At 64.0% G+C, this 18,208-nt stretch carries 16 protein-coding genes; 9 read left to right on the forward strand and 7 right to left on the reverse strand.

The features are described 5' to 3' along the window. Positions 1-122: 122 nt before the first annotated feature. The 3 genes from R2N11_RS06150 (at position 123) to R2N11_RS06160 (ending at position 6,457) form a co-directional block, all read left to right on the forward strand. Positions 123-1,901 (forward strand): autotransporter assembly complex protein TamA, encoded by a 1,779-nt coding sequence (locus R2N11_RS06150; RefSeq protein WP_316680505.1) that lies wholly within the window; start codon positions 123-125, stop codon positions 1,899-1,901. Between the two features lie 8 nt (positions 1,902-1,909). Continuing rightward, positions 1,910-5,818 carry a translocation/assembly module TamB domain-containing protein gene (locus R2N11_RS06155; RefSeq protein ID WP_316680506.1) on the forward strand — a complete coding sequence of 1,303 codons (3,909 nt, stop codon included), beginning with the start codon at positions 1,910-1,912 and terminating at the stop codon, positions 5,816-5,818. A 96-nt stretch (positions 5,819-5,914) separates the two neighbouring features. Next, positions 5,915-6,457, forward strand: a complete 543-nt coding sequence (locus tag R2N11_RS06160; RefSeq protein ID WP_316680588.1) for a hypothetical protein — start codon at positions 5,915-5,917, stop codon at positions 6,455-6,457. A gap of 104 nt (positions 6,458-6,561) precedes the next feature. Here the strand turns inward: R2N11_RS06160 and kynA are convergent, their stop codons facing one another. From kynA to kynB, 3 genes are read right to left on the reverse strand one after another with little or no spacing between them, the layout of a single operon-like run. Further along, positions 6,562-7,455, reverse strand: a complete 894-nt coding sequence (gene kynA / locus R2N11_RS06165) for a tryptophan 2,3-dioxygenase (protein WP_199033144.1) — start codon at positions 7,453-7,455, stop codon at positions 6,562-6,564. Position 7,456: 1 nt separating this feature from the next. Continuing rightward, the gene (gene kynU / locus R2N11_RS06170) at positions 7,457-8,710 is read right to left on the reverse strand and encodes a kynureninase (protein WP_316680507.1); all 1,254 of its coding nucleotides are present in this window, start codon (positions 8,708-8,710) and stop codon (positions 7,457-7,459) included. Between the two features lie 38 nt (positions 8,711-8,748). Further along, complete coding sequence (gene kynB, locus R2N11_RS06175; RefSeq protein WP_199031035.1) at positions 8,749-9,378, reverse strand: arylformamidase; 630 nt, start codon at positions 9,376-9,378, stop codon at positions 8,749-8,751. A 148-nt stretch (positions 9,379-9,526) separates the two neighbouring features. Here kynB and R2N11_RS06180 point away from each other — a divergent pair, with 148 nt between their 5' ends. Beyond that, on the forward strand, positions 9,527-10,051 hold the full coding sequence (locus R2N11_RS06180; protein ID WP_199031034.1) for an Lrp/AsnC family transcriptional regulator: 525 nt from the start codon (positions 9,527-9,529) through the stop codon (positions 10,049-10,051). A 73-nt stretch (positions 10,052-10,124) separates the two neighbouring features. Then, the gene (locus R2N11_RS06185; protein WP_316680508.1) at positions 10,125-10,331 is read left to right on the forward strand and encodes a DUF3079 domain-containing protein; all 207 of its coding nucleotides are present in this window, start codon (positions 10,125-10,127) and stop codon (positions 10,329-10,331) included. Positions 10,332-10,340: 9 nt separating this feature from the next. Here the strand turns inward: R2N11_RS06185 and R2N11_RS06190 are convergent, their stop codons facing one another. Beyond that, positions 10,341-10,907, reverse strand: coding sequence for a flavin reductase family protein (locus tag R2N11_RS06190; protein WP_316680589.1), 567 nt, complete (start codon positions 10,905-10,907; stop codon positions 10,341-10,343). 285 nt (positions 10,908-11,192) lie between these two features. Here R2N11_RS06190 and bla point away from each other — a divergent pair, with 285 nt between their 5' ends. After that, entirely contained in the window at positions 11,193-12,056 is an 864-nt protein-coding gene (bla, locus tag R2N11_RS06195; RefSeq protein ID WP_199031033.1) for a class A beta-lactamase, read from the forward strand. A gap of 68 nt (positions 12,057-12,124) precedes the next feature. Next, on the forward strand, positions 12,125-12,691 hold the full coding sequence (gene msrA / locus R2N11_RS06200) for a peptide-methionine (S)-S-oxide reductase MsrA (RefSeq protein WP_199031032.1): 567 nt from the start codon (positions 12,125-12,127) through the stop codon (positions 12,689-12,691). A 15-nt stretch (positions 12,692-12,706) separates the two neighbouring features. Here msrA and R2N11_RS06205 read toward each other — a convergent pair whose 3' ends face one another. The 3 genes from R2N11_RS06205 to pdxH form a co-directional block, all read right to left on the reverse strand. Continuing rightward, entirely contained in the window at positions 12,707-13,792 is a 1,086-nt protein-coding gene (locus R2N11_RS06205) for a DUF72 domain-containing protein (RefSeq protein ID WP_199031031.1), read from the reverse strand. A gap of 4 nt (positions 13,793-13,796) precedes the next feature. After that, positions 13,797-15,017 (reverse strand): SAM-dependent methyltransferase, encoded by a 1,221-nt coding sequence (locus R2N11_RS06210; protein WP_199031030.1) that lies wholly within the window; start codon positions 15,015-15,017, stop codon positions 13,797-13,799. 220 nt (positions 15,018-15,237) lie between these two features. After that, entirely contained in the window at positions 15,238-15,876 is a 639-nt protein-coding gene (gene pdxH / locus R2N11_RS06215; RefSeq protein WP_199031029.1) for a pyridoxamine 5'-phosphate oxidase, read from the reverse strand. 205 nt (positions 15,877-16,081) lie between these two features. Here pdxH and R2N11_RS06220 point away from each other — a divergent pair, with 205 nt between their 5' ends. Then, a complete protein-coding gene (locus R2N11_RS06220) occupies positions 16,082-16,585 on the forward strand; it encodes a sugar dehydrogenase complex small subunit (protein ID WP_316680509.1) in 504 nt (167 codons plus the stop codon). Further along, on the forward strand, positions 16,585-18,207 hold the full coding sequence (locus R2N11_RS06225; protein ID WP_316680510.1) for a GMC family oxidoreductase: 1,623 nt from the start codon (positions 16,585-16,587) through the stop codon (positions 18,205-18,207). Before R2N11_RS06220 ends, R2N11_RS06225 begins: the two co-directional genes overlap by 1 nt. Position 18,208 lies beyond the last annotated feature (1 nt).

Here is an 18,208-nt window from a genome sequence, read left to right on the forward strand (position 1 = left end):
TCGGACCGATACGAAAGCCAGTATTCGTTGCATTTGCCTGGGCACCTGCCGGGGTCGGTATGGTCAAATACGCCTTTCCTTTGACTTAGCCGGCCCGTGGGGGCGGCGCTACGCATGCCACGATGACCGGCCCTCGTCGACCGTCACGACCGTCTCACTTTCGTTTTCCGGGTGTTCATGCCGCCGCGCTTGCGGTCGGCTTTGCCATGTCGCTCGCCTGCGCACCTGCCCATGCCGAGTACGACGTCAAGATCGAAGCGCCCAAGGCGATCCGCGACCTGCTGGAGCGTCATCTTGATCTGTCGCGCTATCAGGATCGCAACGACATCACCGACGATCAGCTTCAGTACATGGTCGAGACCATTGGTGACCAAGTCACCAAACTAACGGCCACCGAGGGTTACTTCGTGCCCAAGGCCACCGCCAGCGTGGATGGGCCGCCGGATCACCGTGTCGTGCATGTGAAGGTCGAGCCCGGTCCGCGCACCACCATCGACAGTGTGGTGCTGGATTTCAATGGCGCGATCACGCAGGACCCCAAGCGTATCGAGGAGTTGAAGAAGGCCTGGGGTTTGCAGAAGGAGATGGCATTCCGCCAGTCCGGCTGGGACAAGTCCAAGGACGACAGCCTGGCCGCGCTGCAGAGCAAGCGCTATTACGCGGCCAAGCAGACGGCGTCGCAGGCGCGTGTTGACCCCGACGAGAACAAGGCGGATCTGTCCGTCTCCTATGACAGCGGCCCGGCCTACACGCTGGGCCCGCTGGATGTGCAGGGCCTGACGCGCTACCCGCCCAGCATCATCACCAACGTCAACCCGCTGCGCGTGGGCGAGGACTACTCGGCAGACCGCCTGCAGGCATTGCAGGCGGCCATCCAGGGGCAGCCGTACTTTGCCAACGCCATTGTTGATCTGGGCGACGAGCCGAAGGACCCGGTCAACGCGCCGGTGCGTGTGCGGGTGCGCGAGTATCCGCCCAATCGACTCACCAGCGGCGTTGGCTATGGCACGGACACGGGCGCTTCGGTGGAAGGGCGCTACCAGTATCTGAACCTGTTCAGCAAGGCGTGGGTGCTCGACACTCAGGCGCGCATCGAGCAGCGCCGGCAATATCTGTTTGCCGGCGTGACCCTGCCGCCCGACGAGAAACAGTACGTCAACAGCCTCTACAGCAGCATGGACCGCACCGACACCTCGGGCACCGAGACGCGCAGCTATCGCTCCGGCTTCAAGCAGACGCGCGTACGCGGTATCTACGAGACCTCGTTCACCATCGACTTCTACTATGACGACCTGCGTCCCGAAGGCGCCGAGCGCCAGTTGAGCAAGGCGCTGGTGCCCGGCTTCGCGTGGACGCGCCGCGACGTGGACGATCCGCTGTTCCCGCGTCGGGGCAACATCATCACCACGCAGATCGGCGCGGCGGTCAAGGGTTTCCTGACGGACCAAACGTTTGTGCGCTCGTATAGCCGCATTCGCCAGTTCGTGCCGGTCGGGCAGCGCGACATTTTTGTTGCGCGGGCAGAATTGGGCGCCGTCATTACCAGTGGGGCGGGTGATGGTGTGCCGGCCACGCTGCGCTTTCGCACGGGCGGTACGCAGTCGGTGCGCGGCTACGACTTCCAGAGTATCGGCAACGAGGTCAATGGCAGCACGCTGCCGACGAAGTTCCTCGCGACGGGCGGGCTGGAATACCAGCGCTGGTTCCTGCCGCAGTGGGGCGGCGCCGTGTTCTGGGACACCGGCACCGCCACCGACAACTGGTCGGAGCGCCGCTGGTACAACGGCGTGGGCGTGGGCGTGCGCTGGAAGAGCCCGGTCGGGCCGATCCAGCTCGACTTGGCCTACGGTATCCAGCAAAAGCAATTCCGGCCGAGCGTATCGCTGGGCATCGCGTTTTGAGCGCCGCCATGACCGAAACGCAAACGCCTGAATCCGTTCAACCCGAGACACCGTCGCCCAAGCGTCCAAACAGGCGTATGGGCCGCCGCTTGCTGAAGTGGCTGGGTGGTCTTGTGGCGCTTGTCCTGGTGGTCGTGCTTGGTGTTGCCGCTTGGCTGGTTTGGGCCATCCACTCGCCCACGGGCACGGCGCAGTTGTGGTCGCTCGTCACGCGCTTCGGCCACGACCATGTGTCGGGCAAGCTGGCCGGCGGCTCGGTGCGCGAGGGGCTGTCGCTGCGTGACCTGCATGTGCGTGCGGGCAGTACCGAAGTGCGCATCGACCATGTGGAAGGCCGCTGGACCATCACGCGCGGGCCGTGGCATGCGCGCTTCGCGTATCTCACAGCAGGCAGTGTCGAGGTGATCCTGCACCCGACGCCGCCATCGCCGCCGAGCGGGCCACCTGCTTCATTGGTGCTGCCACTGGCGCTCGATGTGGATCGCTTGGCTGTGGACCGCCTTGCCATCCGCGAGGGCACGTCGACCACTGAACTCAAGTCGATTGCCGGCAGCCTGCACACCGATGGCACGCATCACAACGTGCTGCTCGACGGTATGGAAACGCCTGCCGGCAAGCTGGTGGCCACGCTGCGCATGACGGGCACGCGGCCGTACCCGCTCACCGGGGCGGCCACGCTGGCCACGCAGTTCGAAACGAGTGGGCAGAAGCAGGATGCGTCGGTGTCGGCACAGCTTTCGGGCTCGCTGGAGGCGCTGCACATCGATGCGACCGGCACCGGTGCCAAGCTGACCGCGCAGGCGCAGATCGACGCCACGCCGTTCGGGGCACTGCCCCTGTCACGCGCCGTGGTGTCGGCCGATCATGTGAACCCGCGTGCGTTTGCGCCAGGCGCGCCGGAAGCGTCGCTCACCATCCATGCCGATCTGCGCCCTGACGAGAAAGCCAAGACGCTGACGGTCGCCGGCCCCGTGCAGATCGACAACGCGCAAGCCGGCACGCTCGACAAGCAGAAACTCCCGCTGCAATCGCTGCGTGCGCAGGTGCGGCTGAACGAGGACGATCAGCAACTCACCGGCCTGGATCTGCGCCTGCTGGGCGGTGCGCAGTTGACCGGCGGTGCAGATGTGAAGAAGGGCCACGGCACGTTGCGTGTCGATGTGCGTCAGTTGGACCTGCAGGCAATACATGCATCGCTGGAGAAGACGAAGCTCGCCGGCCCCATCACCGTAGACTTTGCGGGCGGTACGCAACACGTGGCGCTTGATCTTGCTGGCGGTGACATGCGTGCGCAGGCCAAGGCGGTACTCGACGCGGCGCAGGTCGCGGTGGAGAGTGCGCAGGTGTCGCTGGGTCGCTCGCGATTGAACTTGGCGGGCACGCTCAAACACGACGACGCGCAGTCCTTTGCCTTCAAGGGCGACCTTGCAGAGTTTGACCCGTCGCGGCTGGCCAAGGTGGCCAAGGGCCGGATCAACGCCACCTTCGACGCGCGTGGCGCGCTGGGTGAGCCGATTGATGCAGCGATCAAGTTTGCTGTGCGTGACAGCGACTACGCCGGCTTGCCGATGACGGGCGACGGCAACGTCCACCTGCGTGGTGAGCGTCTGCTGCCGAGCGATGCCAAGCTGGATGTCGCAGGCAACAAGGCCAGCCTGCGCGGCAGCTTTGGTGCGGCGGGCGACCGCCTGCATGTGGAAGTCGACGCGCCGCAACTTGCGCGCCTGCAACTTGGCGTGAGCGGGGCGCTGACGTTGTCTGGCGACGTGTCCGGCACGATCAAGCGCCCGCAGGTGGATGCCACTTTCCGCGCGCAGCAACTTGTCTATCAGGGCAACAAGATCGAACTGGCGAACGGCCGTGTGCAGATGCGCGATGGGGTGGATGGTCCGCTCCAGTTCGAGCTGACCGCGCAGCGTGTGACGGCCCCGAGCGTGTCGTTGCGTGAGGTGCGCGCCACGCTGGAAGGCACGCGTCGTGCGCACCGCTTTCGCGCCGATGCCGACGGCAATGTGCGCAACCAGCCCTTCAAGTTCGCATTGGCCGGCGACGGTGCACTCACGCCAGGGAAGGACGGTGATGCATGGGACGCCACCATCTCCACGCTGTCGGCGCAGGGCGCGCCCAACCTGCAACTGATGGCACCGGTGCGCGTGTCGGTGGCACCGAGTCGCTTGATGATCGGCCGCGCAGATCTGACGCTGGATCAGACGCCCATCCACATCGAGCGGGTGGAATCCAATCAGGGCCATCTGCGCAGCGCCGGCCGTATCGACGGATTGCAGATCGCACGCGTGCTGGAACTGGTGCGTACGTGGACGGGCCAAGCACTGCCGGTGCGCACGGATCTCGTCATCGATGGTCAATGGGATCTGGACCTCGGCGGTACGGCCACCGGCACGGCGCGCTTTGCCCGCCGCAGCGGTGATCTGTCGATCAATGCAGGCCGCGGGTTCACGCCATTGGGGTTGACCGAACTGGTGGTGGAGGCGTGTGGAGAGGGTATGCGGCTGGCGCTGCGCGGCGACGCCCAATCGACGCGCGTTGGCAATCTCTACCTCGATGCCGGCATCGGGTTGACGCGCGACGCCGCGCCGGGTGCTCTGGCCTTGATGTCGCCGGCGTCACCGCTGACGGGCGGGCTGACGATCAGCCTGCCGCATCTCAAAGGCATCGGTGATCTGCTCGGCCCTGACGTTGCAACCGATGGCCAGCTTGCGGCCAGCTTGCAGTTTGCCGGTACGGTTGGCGCGCCCAAGATCAGCGGCTTCCTGACCGGGCAGGACATCGAGGTCGCCTTGTACGACCAGGGCATCCGCCTGACCAAGGGCGTGGTGCGCGTGGCGTTGGATCAGAACGTGGTCGACCTGCAGGAGGTGGTGTTCTACGGCGGCGATGGCACTGTGCGTGCGAAGGGCCGCGTGCAGCTCGGCGAGGCCAACCCCAACCTGAGCGGCTCCATCGTTGCCGACAAGCTGCAGCTTTTTGCCGATCCGGATCGCACGCTGGTGCTATCGGGGCAGGCGCGCATTGCCAACGACAACGACCGCGTGGGCATTACCGGCAAGTTCAAGGTCGACCGCGGCCTATTCGATCTGCCCAAGGACGGCGCACCGTCGTTGGGGGATGACGTGGTCATCGTGCGTCGTGCCGATGCTGCCCGCAATCAGGCGGAGCGTGGCGTCAAGCGCGAAGAGAAACCTGCTGGCCGCTTCAGCCCGATCGTTGATGTCGACGTCGATTTTGGCGACAACTTCCGCTTCAAGGGTGCGGGTGCGGACCTGTCGCTCGGCGGTCAGATGAACGTGCACAGTGAGCCGCTGGTGCCCCTGCGCGGTACCGGTACGATCTACGTGCGCCAGGGCAGTACCTACGAAGCGTTCGGCCGCAAGTTGGCTATCGATCAGGGTGTGCTGAACTTCATCGGGCCGATCAACAACCCCTCGTTCAACATCACCGCCATGCGCCGCAACCAGGAGGTCGAGGCCGGCGTGCAGGTGACGGGCACGGTGCGTCAGCCGCGCGTGAAGCTGGTCTCTGAGCCGAACGTGCCGGATGAAGACAAGCTCTCGTGGCTGATGTTTGGTTACAGCGCATCCAACGCTGGTTTGGGCCAGCAGCAGGCGATGTCCGGCGCGGCGCTGGGGCTGCTGGGCAACGTGGCGGGCAAGAACGTGGCGCGGCACTTTGGGCTGGATGAATTTTCGATCGGGGCGTCGACTTCGGGCCTGACCGATCCGCAGGTGGTGAGCCTGGGCAAGGCGATCTCCGAGAGCATCACCGTGGGCTACGAGCAAAGCCTGTCGACCGCGGATTCCATCGTCAAGATGACGTGGCAGTTCTCACGGAGATGGTCGGTCGTGGCACGGGGCGGCACGATCAACGGTGCATCGGTGCTGTTCAACAAGCGTTGGTAATCGGGTGATCCGGCTGCCAGAATGGCGACGGATACACGTTTTGAACGAGGGGGTTCCATGCCGCATCGTCGTCAACTCGCACAAGTGGGAGTCACCATGGGCATTCTGGCGTCATTGCTCGGGCTGTTCGGCTGCGATCAACAGAAGGTCGACCAGGCTGTCGATCGCGCCGGGGAGGCGGCCAAGCGGGTGTGGCAATCGGCCAAGCCGGACAACCTGCTGTTCAAGGACATCGTTGCCGGCCAATCGACCGAGGCCGATGTGAAGGCCACTGCGGGCGAGCCCGAAATGATCTGGGAGAACGAAGGTGGCGCGCGGCAGCTTGAGTACCCGCGCGGGCCGGAAGGGACTTCCACCTGGATGGTGACGATTTCACCGGATGGTCATGTGAGCAAGATCGAGCAAGTGCTCACCGCCGAAAACTTTGGGCGCGTGCGGGTCGGCCAGACCAAGGATGACATCCGCCGGATGCTTGGCAAGCCGGGGAAGGTGGAAGCGTTTCGGCTGAAGCAGGAAGAGGTGTGGGGATACCGGTGGATGGAAAGCCCGACTGAGAAGGCGTTCTTCAATGTCCACTTTGGGCCGGATGGGAAGGTGACAACGACTTCGCGTAGTGACAATCGCTTGAACGGGGCGTAGTGGGTATTGCTGTTTGGGCCTTCGCCCCGGGGATGTTCTTGTGGTGCATCCCCGGTATCGGCCCTCGGCAGCGGGCGAAACCGAGGATGGACCAACAGCGCTAATCACAAATCCGTTCGCAACTTCCAAAGCTCCGGAAACAACACCACATCCAACATCTTGCGCAGATAGCCCACGCCTTCCGTGCCGCCGGTGCCGCGCTTGAACCCGATCACACGTTCCACCGTGGTCACATGCCGGAAGCGCCATTGACGGAACGCGTCTTCCAGGTCGACGAACTTTTCGGCGAGTTCGTAGAGTTCCCAGTGGTGTGTCGGGTCACGGTAGACCTCCAGCCACGCAGCTTCCACTGACGCGTTGTACGTAACCGGGCGCGACCAGTCACGCTCGACGCAATCCGCGTCGAATGCAAAGCCGTGGCGCGCCATGTAGCGTACCGCCTCGTCATACAGCGACGGGGTGTCGAGTGCGGCTTTCACCTGTTCGTAATGCTCTGGGCGATGCGCATGCGGCTTGAGCATCGCCGCGTTCTTGTTGCCGAGAATGAACTCAATCTCGCGGTACTGGTACGACTGGAAGCCCGACGATTGCCCCAGGTGCGGGCGCATGGCCGAGTATTCCGGTGGTGTCATGGTGGCGAGCACGTTCCACGCCTGCACGAGCTGATCCATGATGCGCGACACACGCGCCAGCATCTTGAACGCGGGCGGCAGGTTATCGTTGCGTACGCAGTCGCGCGCGGCGCGCAGCTCGTGCAGCATCAGCTTCATCCACAGCTCGGTGGTCTGGTGCTGCACGATGAAGAGCATCTCGTTGTGATCCGGCGAGCGCGGGTGCTGCGCGTTCAGGATCTGGTCGAGCGCGAGGTAATCGCCGTAGCTCATCGACTTGGAAAAATCGAGCTGCGCGTCGTGCCAGCCTTCGCCCTCGCTGCTCTGCACCCCGTGCATGGGGCAGCCGGATGCCACGGGCTTGATCGGTTCAATCGGGTTCGACATCTCAGGTCACCAGCGTACGTTCGTTGAATTGGGCCGATTGCCACGCGCCGGTTTCCAGCACGTCGCGCAGCACTTCCACCGCATCCCACACATCGGCAAAGCTCGTGTAAAGCGGCGTAAAGCCAAAGCGCATGATCTGTGGCTCGCGGTAATCGCCGATCACGCCGCGCGCGATCAACGCCTGCACCACGGCATAGCCATTCGGGTGCTCATAGCTGACGTGGCTGCCGCGCACGGCGTGGTCACGCGGCGTGACCAGCGTGAGCGGGAAGCCCGCGCAGCGCGTTTCCACCAGCGTGATGAAGAGGTCGGTCAGCGCGAGCGATTTGGTGCGCAGTGCGGCCATTGAAGTCTGCGCGAAGATATCCAGCCCGCATTCGACCATCGCCATCGACGTGATCGGCTGCGTGCCGCACAGGAAGCGACCGATGCCGGCATCCGCGTCGTAGCGCGACTCCATTGCGAACGGCCGCGCGTGGCCCCACCAGCCCGACAGCGGCTGCCAGAAGCGCTCGCGTAGCGCGGGCGACACCCACACGAAGGCGGGCGAACCGGGGCCGCCGTTCAAGTATTTGTACGTGCAGCCAATGGCGTAATCGGCGCCGCCTGCGTGCAGGTCCACCGGCACCGCACCGGCCGAGTGCGCCAAGTCCCAGATCGCCAGTGCGCCATGCTTGTGCGCCAGCGCAGAGACGGCCGCCATGTCGTACATGTGGCCGCTCTTGTAGTTCACGTGTGTGAGCATGGTGACGGCCACGTCGTCACCCAGCGCGCCTTCCAGCTCGTCGGGCGAATTGATCAGGCGCAGCTTGTAGCCGTCGCGCAGCAAGTCGGCCAGGCCTTCGGCGATGTACAGGTCGGTCGGGAAGTTGTGCGTTTCCGAGACGATGATCTTGCGATTCGGCGCGTCTTCACGCTGCACGCGAATCGCGGCGGCCAGCACCTTGAACAGGTTGATCGACGTGGTGTCGGTGACGACGACTTCGTCCTCACGCGCGCCGATCAGCGGAGCGAGCTTGTTGCCCAGGCGGCGCGGCAGTTCGAACCAGCCGGCCGAATTCCAGCTGCGGATCAGGCCGTCACCCCATTCATTGGCGACGACTTCCTGCGCGCGGGCCAGCGCAGCTTTGGGGCGGGCGCCTAGCGAATTACCGTCCAGGTAGATCACGCCGTCGGGCAGCGCAAAGGCGTCGCGCAGCGGGGCGATCGGGTCGGCCGCGTCGCGTTCGAGGCAGGAGTTGCGGGTCAAAGTCATGGTGAGCGTGGGGCGTTGAATGCGTGGGGTTGTTTGGATCAGGGCAGGCGGCGCAGCACGGCACGCACCGGGCTTGCATCCAGTGTGGCGAACTTGAGCGGCAAGGCGATCAGTTCGTAGTCACCGGCGGGCACGTCGTCGAGCACCAGGCCTTCGAGGATGGCGAGGCCGTGTTTGCCGACGGCATGGTGCGCGTCCATGGTCTTGGAGGTTTGCGGGTCGAGTGAAGCGGTGTCGACGCCGACGAGCTTGACGCCGTGCGCGGCCAACAATTCGATGGTCTCGGGTGCGACGGCGGCGAAGTGGTCGTCCCAGGTGGTCTGCGGCATTTGCGCGTACGTGCGCAGCAGCACGCGCGGTGGCGTGCCGGCAAGCGCATCACGCACGTGTTCCGGCTCGACACGAGTCACGCCCACGCAGTGGATGACGCGGCACGGCCCGAGGTACGCGTCCAGCGGTACTTGCCCGATGGCGGCACCGTCTGCGTGATAGTGCAGTGGCGCATCGGCATGCGCGCCGGTGTGCGGCGACAGCGTGATGCGGCCGACGTTGACCGGGCAGTCACCTTCGAGCTTCCACGCAATTTCCTGCGAAAACGGCGTGTCGCCGGGCCACGTGGGCGTGGCGGGCGAAAGGGCGGGGCTGATGTCCCACAAAGTGCGTTCCAAGGCGGCTCCAGGGCAGAAAACTCGGTGAATCCGTGCCGAAATGATAGGGAAATCTACGCGCAATGGGTTTGCATATTCGTGCGTGTAATTTCGATGAATTCGCATAAAATTCAACGTATCAAAGAAATCACGCAAAGAACAACGACAGATGCAACTCGACACCACAGATTTGCGGATTCTCCAGGTCTTGCAGGAAGACGGCCGCATCAGCAACCAGGACCTGGCCGAGCGCGTGGCGCTATCGCCGTCGGCGTGCCTGCGGCGCGTGCGGATGCTGGAGGAGGGCGGCGCCATCACCGGTTACCGGGCGCAACTGGGCCGGGCTGCGTTGGGGCTGGAACTGGAGGCCATCGTGCAGGTGTCGATGCGGCAGGACGTGACCGGCTGGCACGAGACTTTCATGGCCGCCGTGCAGAGCTGGCCCGAGATCGTGGCCGCCTACATCATCACCGGGGATTGCAACTACATCCTGCGCGTGCAGGCGCCCAACCTGCAGCATTACTCGGAGTTCATCATCGAGCGGCTATATAAGACGCCGGGCGTGATGGACATCCGCTCGAACATCGTCCTACGCACCATCAAGGATCGCGATGGCGGTCTGGCTTTGCTGATGGAGGCCCGCGGCGTGCGACCGCTTGAGGCGGGGGCGGGCAAACGTGGCAAGGCCAGCTAATTTCTGACGGGGATCAAGCCTCTACTGCCAGCGTACGTGGATAGTGGCCCAGTGTTGTTGAGCGAAGCAGGCAGTGGCGAAGAAATTTCCGCTGCATCCCGTCCACCCCGAACGCATCTGCTGGGGCTGCGACAAGTATTGCTCCACCGACGCACTGGGCTGCGGTAACCGCTCCGGCCACACGCAGCACCCCGCCGAACTGCTCGGCAACGACTGGTATGCCTTCGGGGATTGGGGCATTGAAGCGGAAGCGCCGCGCAAGGTGAGCGCTCCCGCATGATGCGATTGGCTACTTGCCGAGTTGCGTGAGCGACGAGAACGCGCCGCGATGGAATACCAGTGGTGCACCCGCCGGGTCGGTCACGCCACAGCGCTCGACTTCACCGACAAAGATGACGTGATCGCCCTCGTCATAGCGGCTGCGGTTGTGGCACTCGAACCACGCCAGCGACTGCGCGAGGATCGGCAGACCGGTCGGGCTTAGGGCGTAGTCGATGTTGGCGAAGCGGTCGCCCTTCAACGTGGCGAAGCGCTTGCACAGGTCCAGCTGCTCCGCGGCCAGGATGTTGATCACGTAGTGTGAGCCGGCGTGGAACAAAGGGAATGAATTCGCCTGCATGCCCAGGCTCCACAGCACCAGCGGTGGGTCCAGCGATACCGAATTGAACGAGCTGGCCGTCACGCCGACAAACGCTGGCTTGCTCGGTCCGCCCTCCGAGCGCGTGGTGACAACCGTCACACCAGTGGCGAACTGGGACAGCGCATGCCGGAAATGCGCGGCATCGAAATCAGGCGGGGTGGCGCTGCCATGCGCCGACGGCTTGCGCGCGGACAGCTCCCTATCGCGCACATCCATGGGAATGGCTTCGTGATGGTCCATGCAAACTACCGAAAGTAAGGCTCAATTGTAACGGACGCCCGATAGGCCGCCGGTAGGTAGGGCTTTGCATGACTCAAGGGTCATATGTCAGGAAGCGCGTGTGACGCCGACCAATGGCAGCGCGTACTCCCGAAGAAAGCCGTTTTGATACCAATGCGTTACATTTTTGACGCAGCGCTTCGGCGAGCCCGGTGTCAAACGGCAACGGCCGTTGCTGAGTACGCACGGGCGCTTCTCAATGGATTTCGAATCGTTGCACTGATGATTGCTAAGACAAGTAAGTTCGTCACCCTGATGGCCGGCATGCTGGCCGCGAGTTTCAATGCGCAGGCATTCAACGCGCAATGGTTGCTGCAGGCGGCCAAGTCTGAGGAGGTCAATCTGAATGCCAGAATTGGTATCGCCGTGATCGACAAGGAGTCTGGCTACACCTGGAACTACCGAGGCGACGAGGCCTTCCCGATCAACAGCACGCACAAGGCCTATCTCTGTGCCGCCCTGCTTGAAAAGGTCGACCAAAAGAAGCTTGCGCTCAGTGATATCACCGCCATTTCCAAGAGCGATCGGGTGACGTACTCCCCCGTTACGGAGAAACTGCAGTCGGCCACCAATGCCCAGCTGTGTGAAGCTGCCGTGAGCTACAGCGACAACACGGCGGCCAACAAGGTACTCGAGAACATTGGTGGTACAGCGGGTTTCAATGCGTTCATGCGATCCATCGGCGACCATGCAACCCGCCTGGATCGGAAGGAGCCCGAGCTCAATGAAGGCACCCCAGGCGACCGTCGGGACACCACGACGCCGATCGCCGCTTCCAACAGCTTGAATCAGATTTTCTTTAGCGATGGGCTGTCTCGAAACGCGAAGGCCGAGCTGAAGCATTGGATGGTCAACGACAAGGTTGCCAACGACCTGTTGAGGAAATCGCTGCCTTCCACGTGGGGCATCGCCGACAAGACTGGAGCAGGGGGATACGGCTCTCGCTCCATCGTCGCGGTTGTTTACCCCGCGGGGAAGAAACCGTTGCTAGTCTCCATCTACATCACCAACACGAAAGCCACCCTTGGCGAAAGCAATGCGGCCATCGCGCGAATGGGCGCTGTTCTGTTCAAGAGCATGCAGTAGGTCAAACAGGCCAACCCTTGTGGCAGGTCTTTCTGCCCAAAAATTGGAAGCGTGTAAGGAGAGAAACCATGGAAAACCAACAAGACCGTCAGCTTGAAACCGCCGTTCTGGGCGGAGGCTGCTTCTGGTGTCTGGAAGCTGTGTTCCAGCAGGTGCAGGGCGTGCGCAGCGTGGTGTCCGGATACGAAGGCGGCCATGTCGATCACCCCAGCTATCGCGCCGTCTGCAACGGCAACACTGGCCATGCCGAAGTGGTGAAGGTGGATTTCGACCCGGCGGTGATCCCCTACCGCGAGATCCTCGACATCTTCTTCGCCATCCATGACCCGACCACGGTGGATCGGCAAGGCAACGATGTCGGCCCGCAGTACCGCTCGGCCATCTTTGCGCAATCACCCGAGCAGTTGGCGACAGCGCGCAGGGCGATTGACGAGATCGGCGCCAGCGACATTTTCGAAGCGCCCATCGTGACGGAACTGGTGGACGCCAGCGACGGCAAGGTGACCTTCTGGCGTGCGGAAGACGAGCACCAGAACTACTTCCGCGACCACCCGGCACAAGGCTATTGCGCGTTTGTCATCTCGCCCAAGGTGACGAAGTTCCGCAAGCAGTTCGCGCACCGCTTGCAGGGCTAAGAGGGTGGACCGGGGCTACGCTGCGTCTGCCGGCAGGCGCGCGGCGATGGCCTCGGCCAGCTTGATGCACGACAGCGGAGACGACCCTTCGGCCTTGTTGCTGACCAGGATCGTCACCTTGCGACCCGCCGCCAGCGCGGCCACCGCCATGTCGGCCAGCGTCTCGCGCGAGAATGGGTCTTCATCGACGAGCTTGTCGAACGGCTTGTACGCCGCCTCGGCTTGCGCGTAACGGTAGCGGCTGTTCAGGTTCCAGCGCACCACGAGCGGGCCGCCCGCACCTTCATCCAGCAGTGCAACGGCCGCGGCTTGCCGGTCGGCCGCTGGCATCCGTTCGTGCAGGCCAACGCAGTAGCGCACGCCAGCAGCGCGCAGCATCTTGATGAAGCGTGGTGTGAGGAGCGTGGCGTCGCGCAGTTCCACCGCATAGACGGCATCGGGATTGAGTTGCGGATCGAGCGGCGGCAGCGCGGCCAGGAACGCTTCGAGCCGCTCTACAAAGCCGGCTGCATCCTCAGCCAGCGCGCCCAGCGGCGAGAGCTGGAACACCAACGGCCCGCACCGCACGCCGAGCCCACGCGTGGCCGGATCGACAAAATCGCGGATCGCGAACTCGGCGTTCAGGAAGGCTGGGTTGGCCATGCGTCCACGGCCGTCCAGCTCGCGAATCCATGCATCGCATACGGCGGCGGGCGCCTTCACCGCAAAGCGGAAATCTTCCGGCACGCTGGCTGCGTAGGCCACGTAATCTGCCAATGGAATCGGCGCATAGAAACCACGATCGATGCTGACCGTGCGCAGCAGAGGGTGTTGGGCATAGGCCGCGAGCCCCTTGCGCGCGAGCATCGAATCCGAATACTCACCCGCATACACCAGCCCATCCCACCCCGGATACGACCACGACGACGTGCCGATGCGCAGCCCGCGTGGCAGGCGCTGCGCGAGCGCTGTTACCTCGGGTGAAACCGTGGCCGGCTGCACGCCCTGGCGGGTGGGGGAACGCTTGGGCTTGGTTGCAGGCGTGTCGGATTTGGCGGCCGCGTTGTCGCTGGGTGCGGGCGGTGCGCCGAACAGATCGTCGATAGGCGGGGTGGTGGTCAAATGGTCACGCGTAGATAAAGCGGCGCGACCACGGGATCGATGTCGCCGACTGGCCGGCCTTCTGCAGGACGGTCTGGAAGATCGAGATCTCGTCGGCGTCAAAGGCGTGCGCGCAGCCAGCCAGATAGACGCGCCAGATGCGGTACTTCTTCTCGCCGACCATTGCGCGGATGGTGTCGCCGTTGGTCTCGAAACGCTCAGCCCAGTGCTCGAGCGTGCGCGCATAGTGGCGGCGCAGGCTTTCGACGTCAAGCGCCTCCAGGCCGCCATCCTGCGCGGCACTCAGCGCCAGCGAGATATGCGGCAGCTCGCCCTGCGGGAAGACATAGCGGTCAATGAAATCGCCACCGCCCATCGAGGCTTCGCCGCCGTCTGGGTCGGTGGAGGTGATGCCGTGGTTCATGGCGACACCGCCATCGGCCAGCAGGTCGTGCATGCGGCGGAAATACCCTGGCAGGTTCTTGCGCCCCACGTGTTCGAACATGCCGACGCTGGTGATGCGGTCGAATTGGCCGGTGAGATCGCGGTAATCCTGGATACGGATTTCGATCTGGTCTTGCAAACCAGCGGCGCGCACGCGTTCGGTGGCGAGGTCGTACTGGTTCTGCGACAGCGTCACGCCCAGACAGCGCGCGCCATATTTCTGCGCCGCGCGCAGTACCAGTGCCCCCCAGCCGCAGCCGATATCGAGCAGTGTCTGCCCGGGCTGCAAGCGGATCTTGGTGAGGATGTGGTCGATCTTCTTGAGCTGCGCCTCGTCGAGTGTTTCGTTGCCGTTTTCGAAGTAGGCGCACGAGTAGACCATGTTCTGGTCCAGCCACAGCTTGTAGAAATCGTTGGAGACGTCGTAGTGATACTGGATCGATTCCTTATCGCCTTCCTTCGTGTGGGCGAAGTGGCGAACCACGCGGGCCAGCGCATTGCCGCTCTTGGCGGCTGCCGCAGAAGCCAACCCGTAGCTCACGCTGATGATGTCGGCCAGTTTGCCGTCCAGGTCGATCTTCTCCTGAACGTACGCCTCGCCGAGGTTGTTGAGCGTGGGAGAGAGCAGCAGCGGCAGGGCACTGGCCTCGCGCACGGTCAGTGTCACACGCGGCTGGTCGAAGCGGCCAAGCTCGTATTGATCACCGTTCCATAAGCGCAGGCGCACCGGGAGGTTGGCAGACTCGCGGATCTCCTTGATCCACTGCTCGAGCTTGCGGTCAATCGCCTGTTGGAAAAACATGTCGACGCCTCCCAGATGTGCAGAGATTCGGGGCGGCCATCGGATTGCCGCCCGAACGGATCACAACGCATCACATTAGCTTACGACAAACTTTTCCATGCTGCTGTGCGGGTCTTGCGGGCGGCGCGCGGCTCCTTCCGCGTAGCAGCAAGCGCCGTGCCGGGATGACGCAGCGCGCAATAAATCATTGCGCCCGGGGCTACATTCAGGCCACACCCGGTCAGGGGGCGAGGCGGGCGATCTTCCAGGTGCCGTCGGCTTGCTTGCGGTATTCCAGCCGGTCATGCAGGCGCGACGGGCGGCCCTGCCAGAACTCCACGCAAGCAGGTAGCAGGCGATAGCCGCCCCAGTGCGGCGGGCGCGGCGGGGCATCGCCGAAGCGCTGGCTGTATTCGGCCTCGCGTGCCTCCAGCGTGGCGCGGTCGGGCACTTCGCTGCTCTGCTCCGAAGCCCAGGCACCCAGGCGCGAGCCCAGCGGGCGCGAGTGGTAGTAGGCGTCGCTCTCGGCTTCTGACACCTTTTCGACGATGCCCTGGATACGCACCTGGCGCTCCAGCCCGATCCAGTGGAACAGCAGTGCCGCGCGCGGGTTGGCGGCCAGTTCCTCACCCTTGTGGCTGGCGTAGTTGGTGAAGAAGGTGAAGCCGCGCTCGTCCAGGTTCTTGAGCAGGACGATGCGGGCCGACGGCTGGCCGTGCACGTCGACCGTGGCAAGCGACATGGCGTTGACCTCGGCCACCTCGGCCTTGAGCGCTTCGTCAAACCAGCGGTGGAACTGGCGCAGGGGGTTGGCGTCGACATCGGCAATGTCGAGCGAGGCGCGGGCGTATTCGGTGCGGATATCGGCGATGGAAGTCATGGTGCAGGGAGAAGCGGCATGCGAACGGGCCGAGTATAGACAAACACGGCCGAGCGCCGTTTGCGCATACGCAAGGATGCCTGGCACGGTTCGCGCTTGCACCGGGATTCTGGCGATCTGCGGAACGCCGCCTATATTGGCAATTCGGGCCGCGCGGCGGCACGCTCGCCTGATCCCCCGGCAAAAGTTGCAAGAGGATGTCGAAATGCCCCCCCATTCTCCTTCTCCTGAATCCCCCATACCTGCTGATGCGCCGCTCGGGTTGACGCGCCGCCAGTGGCTACAGGGCACGCTGGCCGTTGCGGCTGCCGGGCTGGTCGGCTCGCAGGTGCTGCGCGCGGTGGCGCAGGCCCCGGGCGAACCGCTCGATGCGTTCATGGCGTTGTCACAGGCGTTGACGGCCAGGCCGACGCTGGACCGTGCAGTCGGTACGCGGTTGCTGGCGGCACTGGGCAAGCCGGGCAGCGACTTTGTCGCGCAGTTGCGGCCGCTGGCGCAATCGCTGGCGGCCGGCGCGCTGTCCGAAGATCAGCAGAAGACCGCGCTGCGCATTCTAGAGGCGTGGTATCTGGGTGTGGTCGACGGCAACGTTGTCACGTACGAGCAGGCGCTGATGTACAGCGTGGTGTCCGACACGCTGGTCATCCGCACGTATTGCCCCAACCAGCCCGGCTTCTGGGCCGAGCCCCCTGTCGAGAGGCAAGCCTGATGGCCGATACCCAACAAGCCGCGCAACAGGCGGACATCGTGGTAGTGGGCTCCGGCGTGGCCGGTGCACTGGTGGCGTATGAGTTGGCCCGCGCGGGCAAGTCAGTGCTGATGCTCGAAGCCGGCCCGCGTCTGCCGCGCTGGGAGATCGTCGAGCGCTTCCGCAATCAGGCCGACAAGATGGATTTCATGGCGCCGTATCCGTCCACGCCGTGGGCGCCGCATCCGGAGTACGGCCCGCCCAACAACTACCTGATCCTCAAGGGCGAGCACAAATTCAACTCGCAGTACATCCGCGCCGTGGGTGGCACGACGTGGCACTGGGCGGCATCCACCTGGCGCTTTCTGCCGAACGATTTCAAGCTGCACAGCGTGTACGGCATCGCGCGTGACTGGCCCTTGCAGTACAGCGATCTGGAGCGCTACTACGGCCGCGCAGAAGAAGCGCTTGGCGTGTGGGGGCCGAACGATGAGGAGCTTGGCTCGCCGCGCAGCCAGCCGTATCCGATGACGCCGCTGCCGCTGTCCTTCAACGAACGCACGATCAAGGAAGCGCTCAACGGGTATGACCCGGATTTCCACGTGGTGACCGAACCGGTGGCGCGCAACAGTCGCCCCTACGACGGACGCCCCACCTGCTGCGGCAACAACAACTGCATGCCGATCTGCCCGATCGGCGCGATGTACAACGGCATCTTCCATGTGGAGAAAGCTGAGCAGGCCGGTGCGCGGTTGATCGAGAACGCCGTGGTCTTCAGGCTTGAGGTGGGTGCCAACAAGCGCATCGTGGCGGCGCGCTACAAGGATTCAAAGGGCGTCGAGCACCGCGTGGAAGGCAAGTGGTTCGTGCTGGCTGCCAATGGCATTGAAACGCCCAAGCTGATGCTGATGTCCACCAGCCAGGACTATCCCAAGGGCGTGGGCAACAGTTCCGACATGGTCGGCCGCAACCTGATGGACCACCCTGGCACCGGCGTGAGCTTCTACGCCGACCGCAAGCTGTGGCCGGGGCGCGGCCCGCAGGAGATGACCTCGCTGATCGGCTTTCGCGACGGACCGTTCCGTGCCACGCAGGCGGGCAAGAAGCTGCACCTGTCGAACATCTCGCGCATTGAGCAGGAGACACAGCGCATCTTCAAGGAAGGCAAGCTCATCAAGCCTGCCGAACTGGATGCGCGCATCCGTGACCAGGCTGCACGCTTCGTGGAGTTCGACAGCTTTCACGAGATCCTGCCGCTGCCTGAGAACCGCATCGTGCCGAGTACGACCGAGGTGGATGCTATCGGCATTCCGCGCCCCGAGATCACCTACCGCATCGACGACTACGTCAAACGCAGCGCCGTGCACACGCGCGAAGTGTATGCCACGGCCGCCAAGGTGCTGGGCGGCACCGACGTGCAGTTCAGCGATGACTTCGCGCCCAACAACCACATCACCGGCGCGACCATCATGGGGGCGGACCCGAAGGACTCCGTGGTCGACAAGGATTGCCGCACGTTCGACCACCCGAACCTGTTCATCAGCAGCAGTTCCACCATGCCGACCGTGGGTACCGTCAACGTGACGCTGACCATCGCAGCGCTGGCGTTGCGCATTGCTGATCAACTGAAGAAGGAGGCGTGAG

Origin of the sequence: Ralstonia flaminis (genome assembly GCF_958415495.1) — a bacterium.
GTDB lineage: Bacteria > Pseudomonadota > Gammaproteobacteria > Burkholderiales > Burkholderiaceae > Ralstonia > Ralstonia flaminis.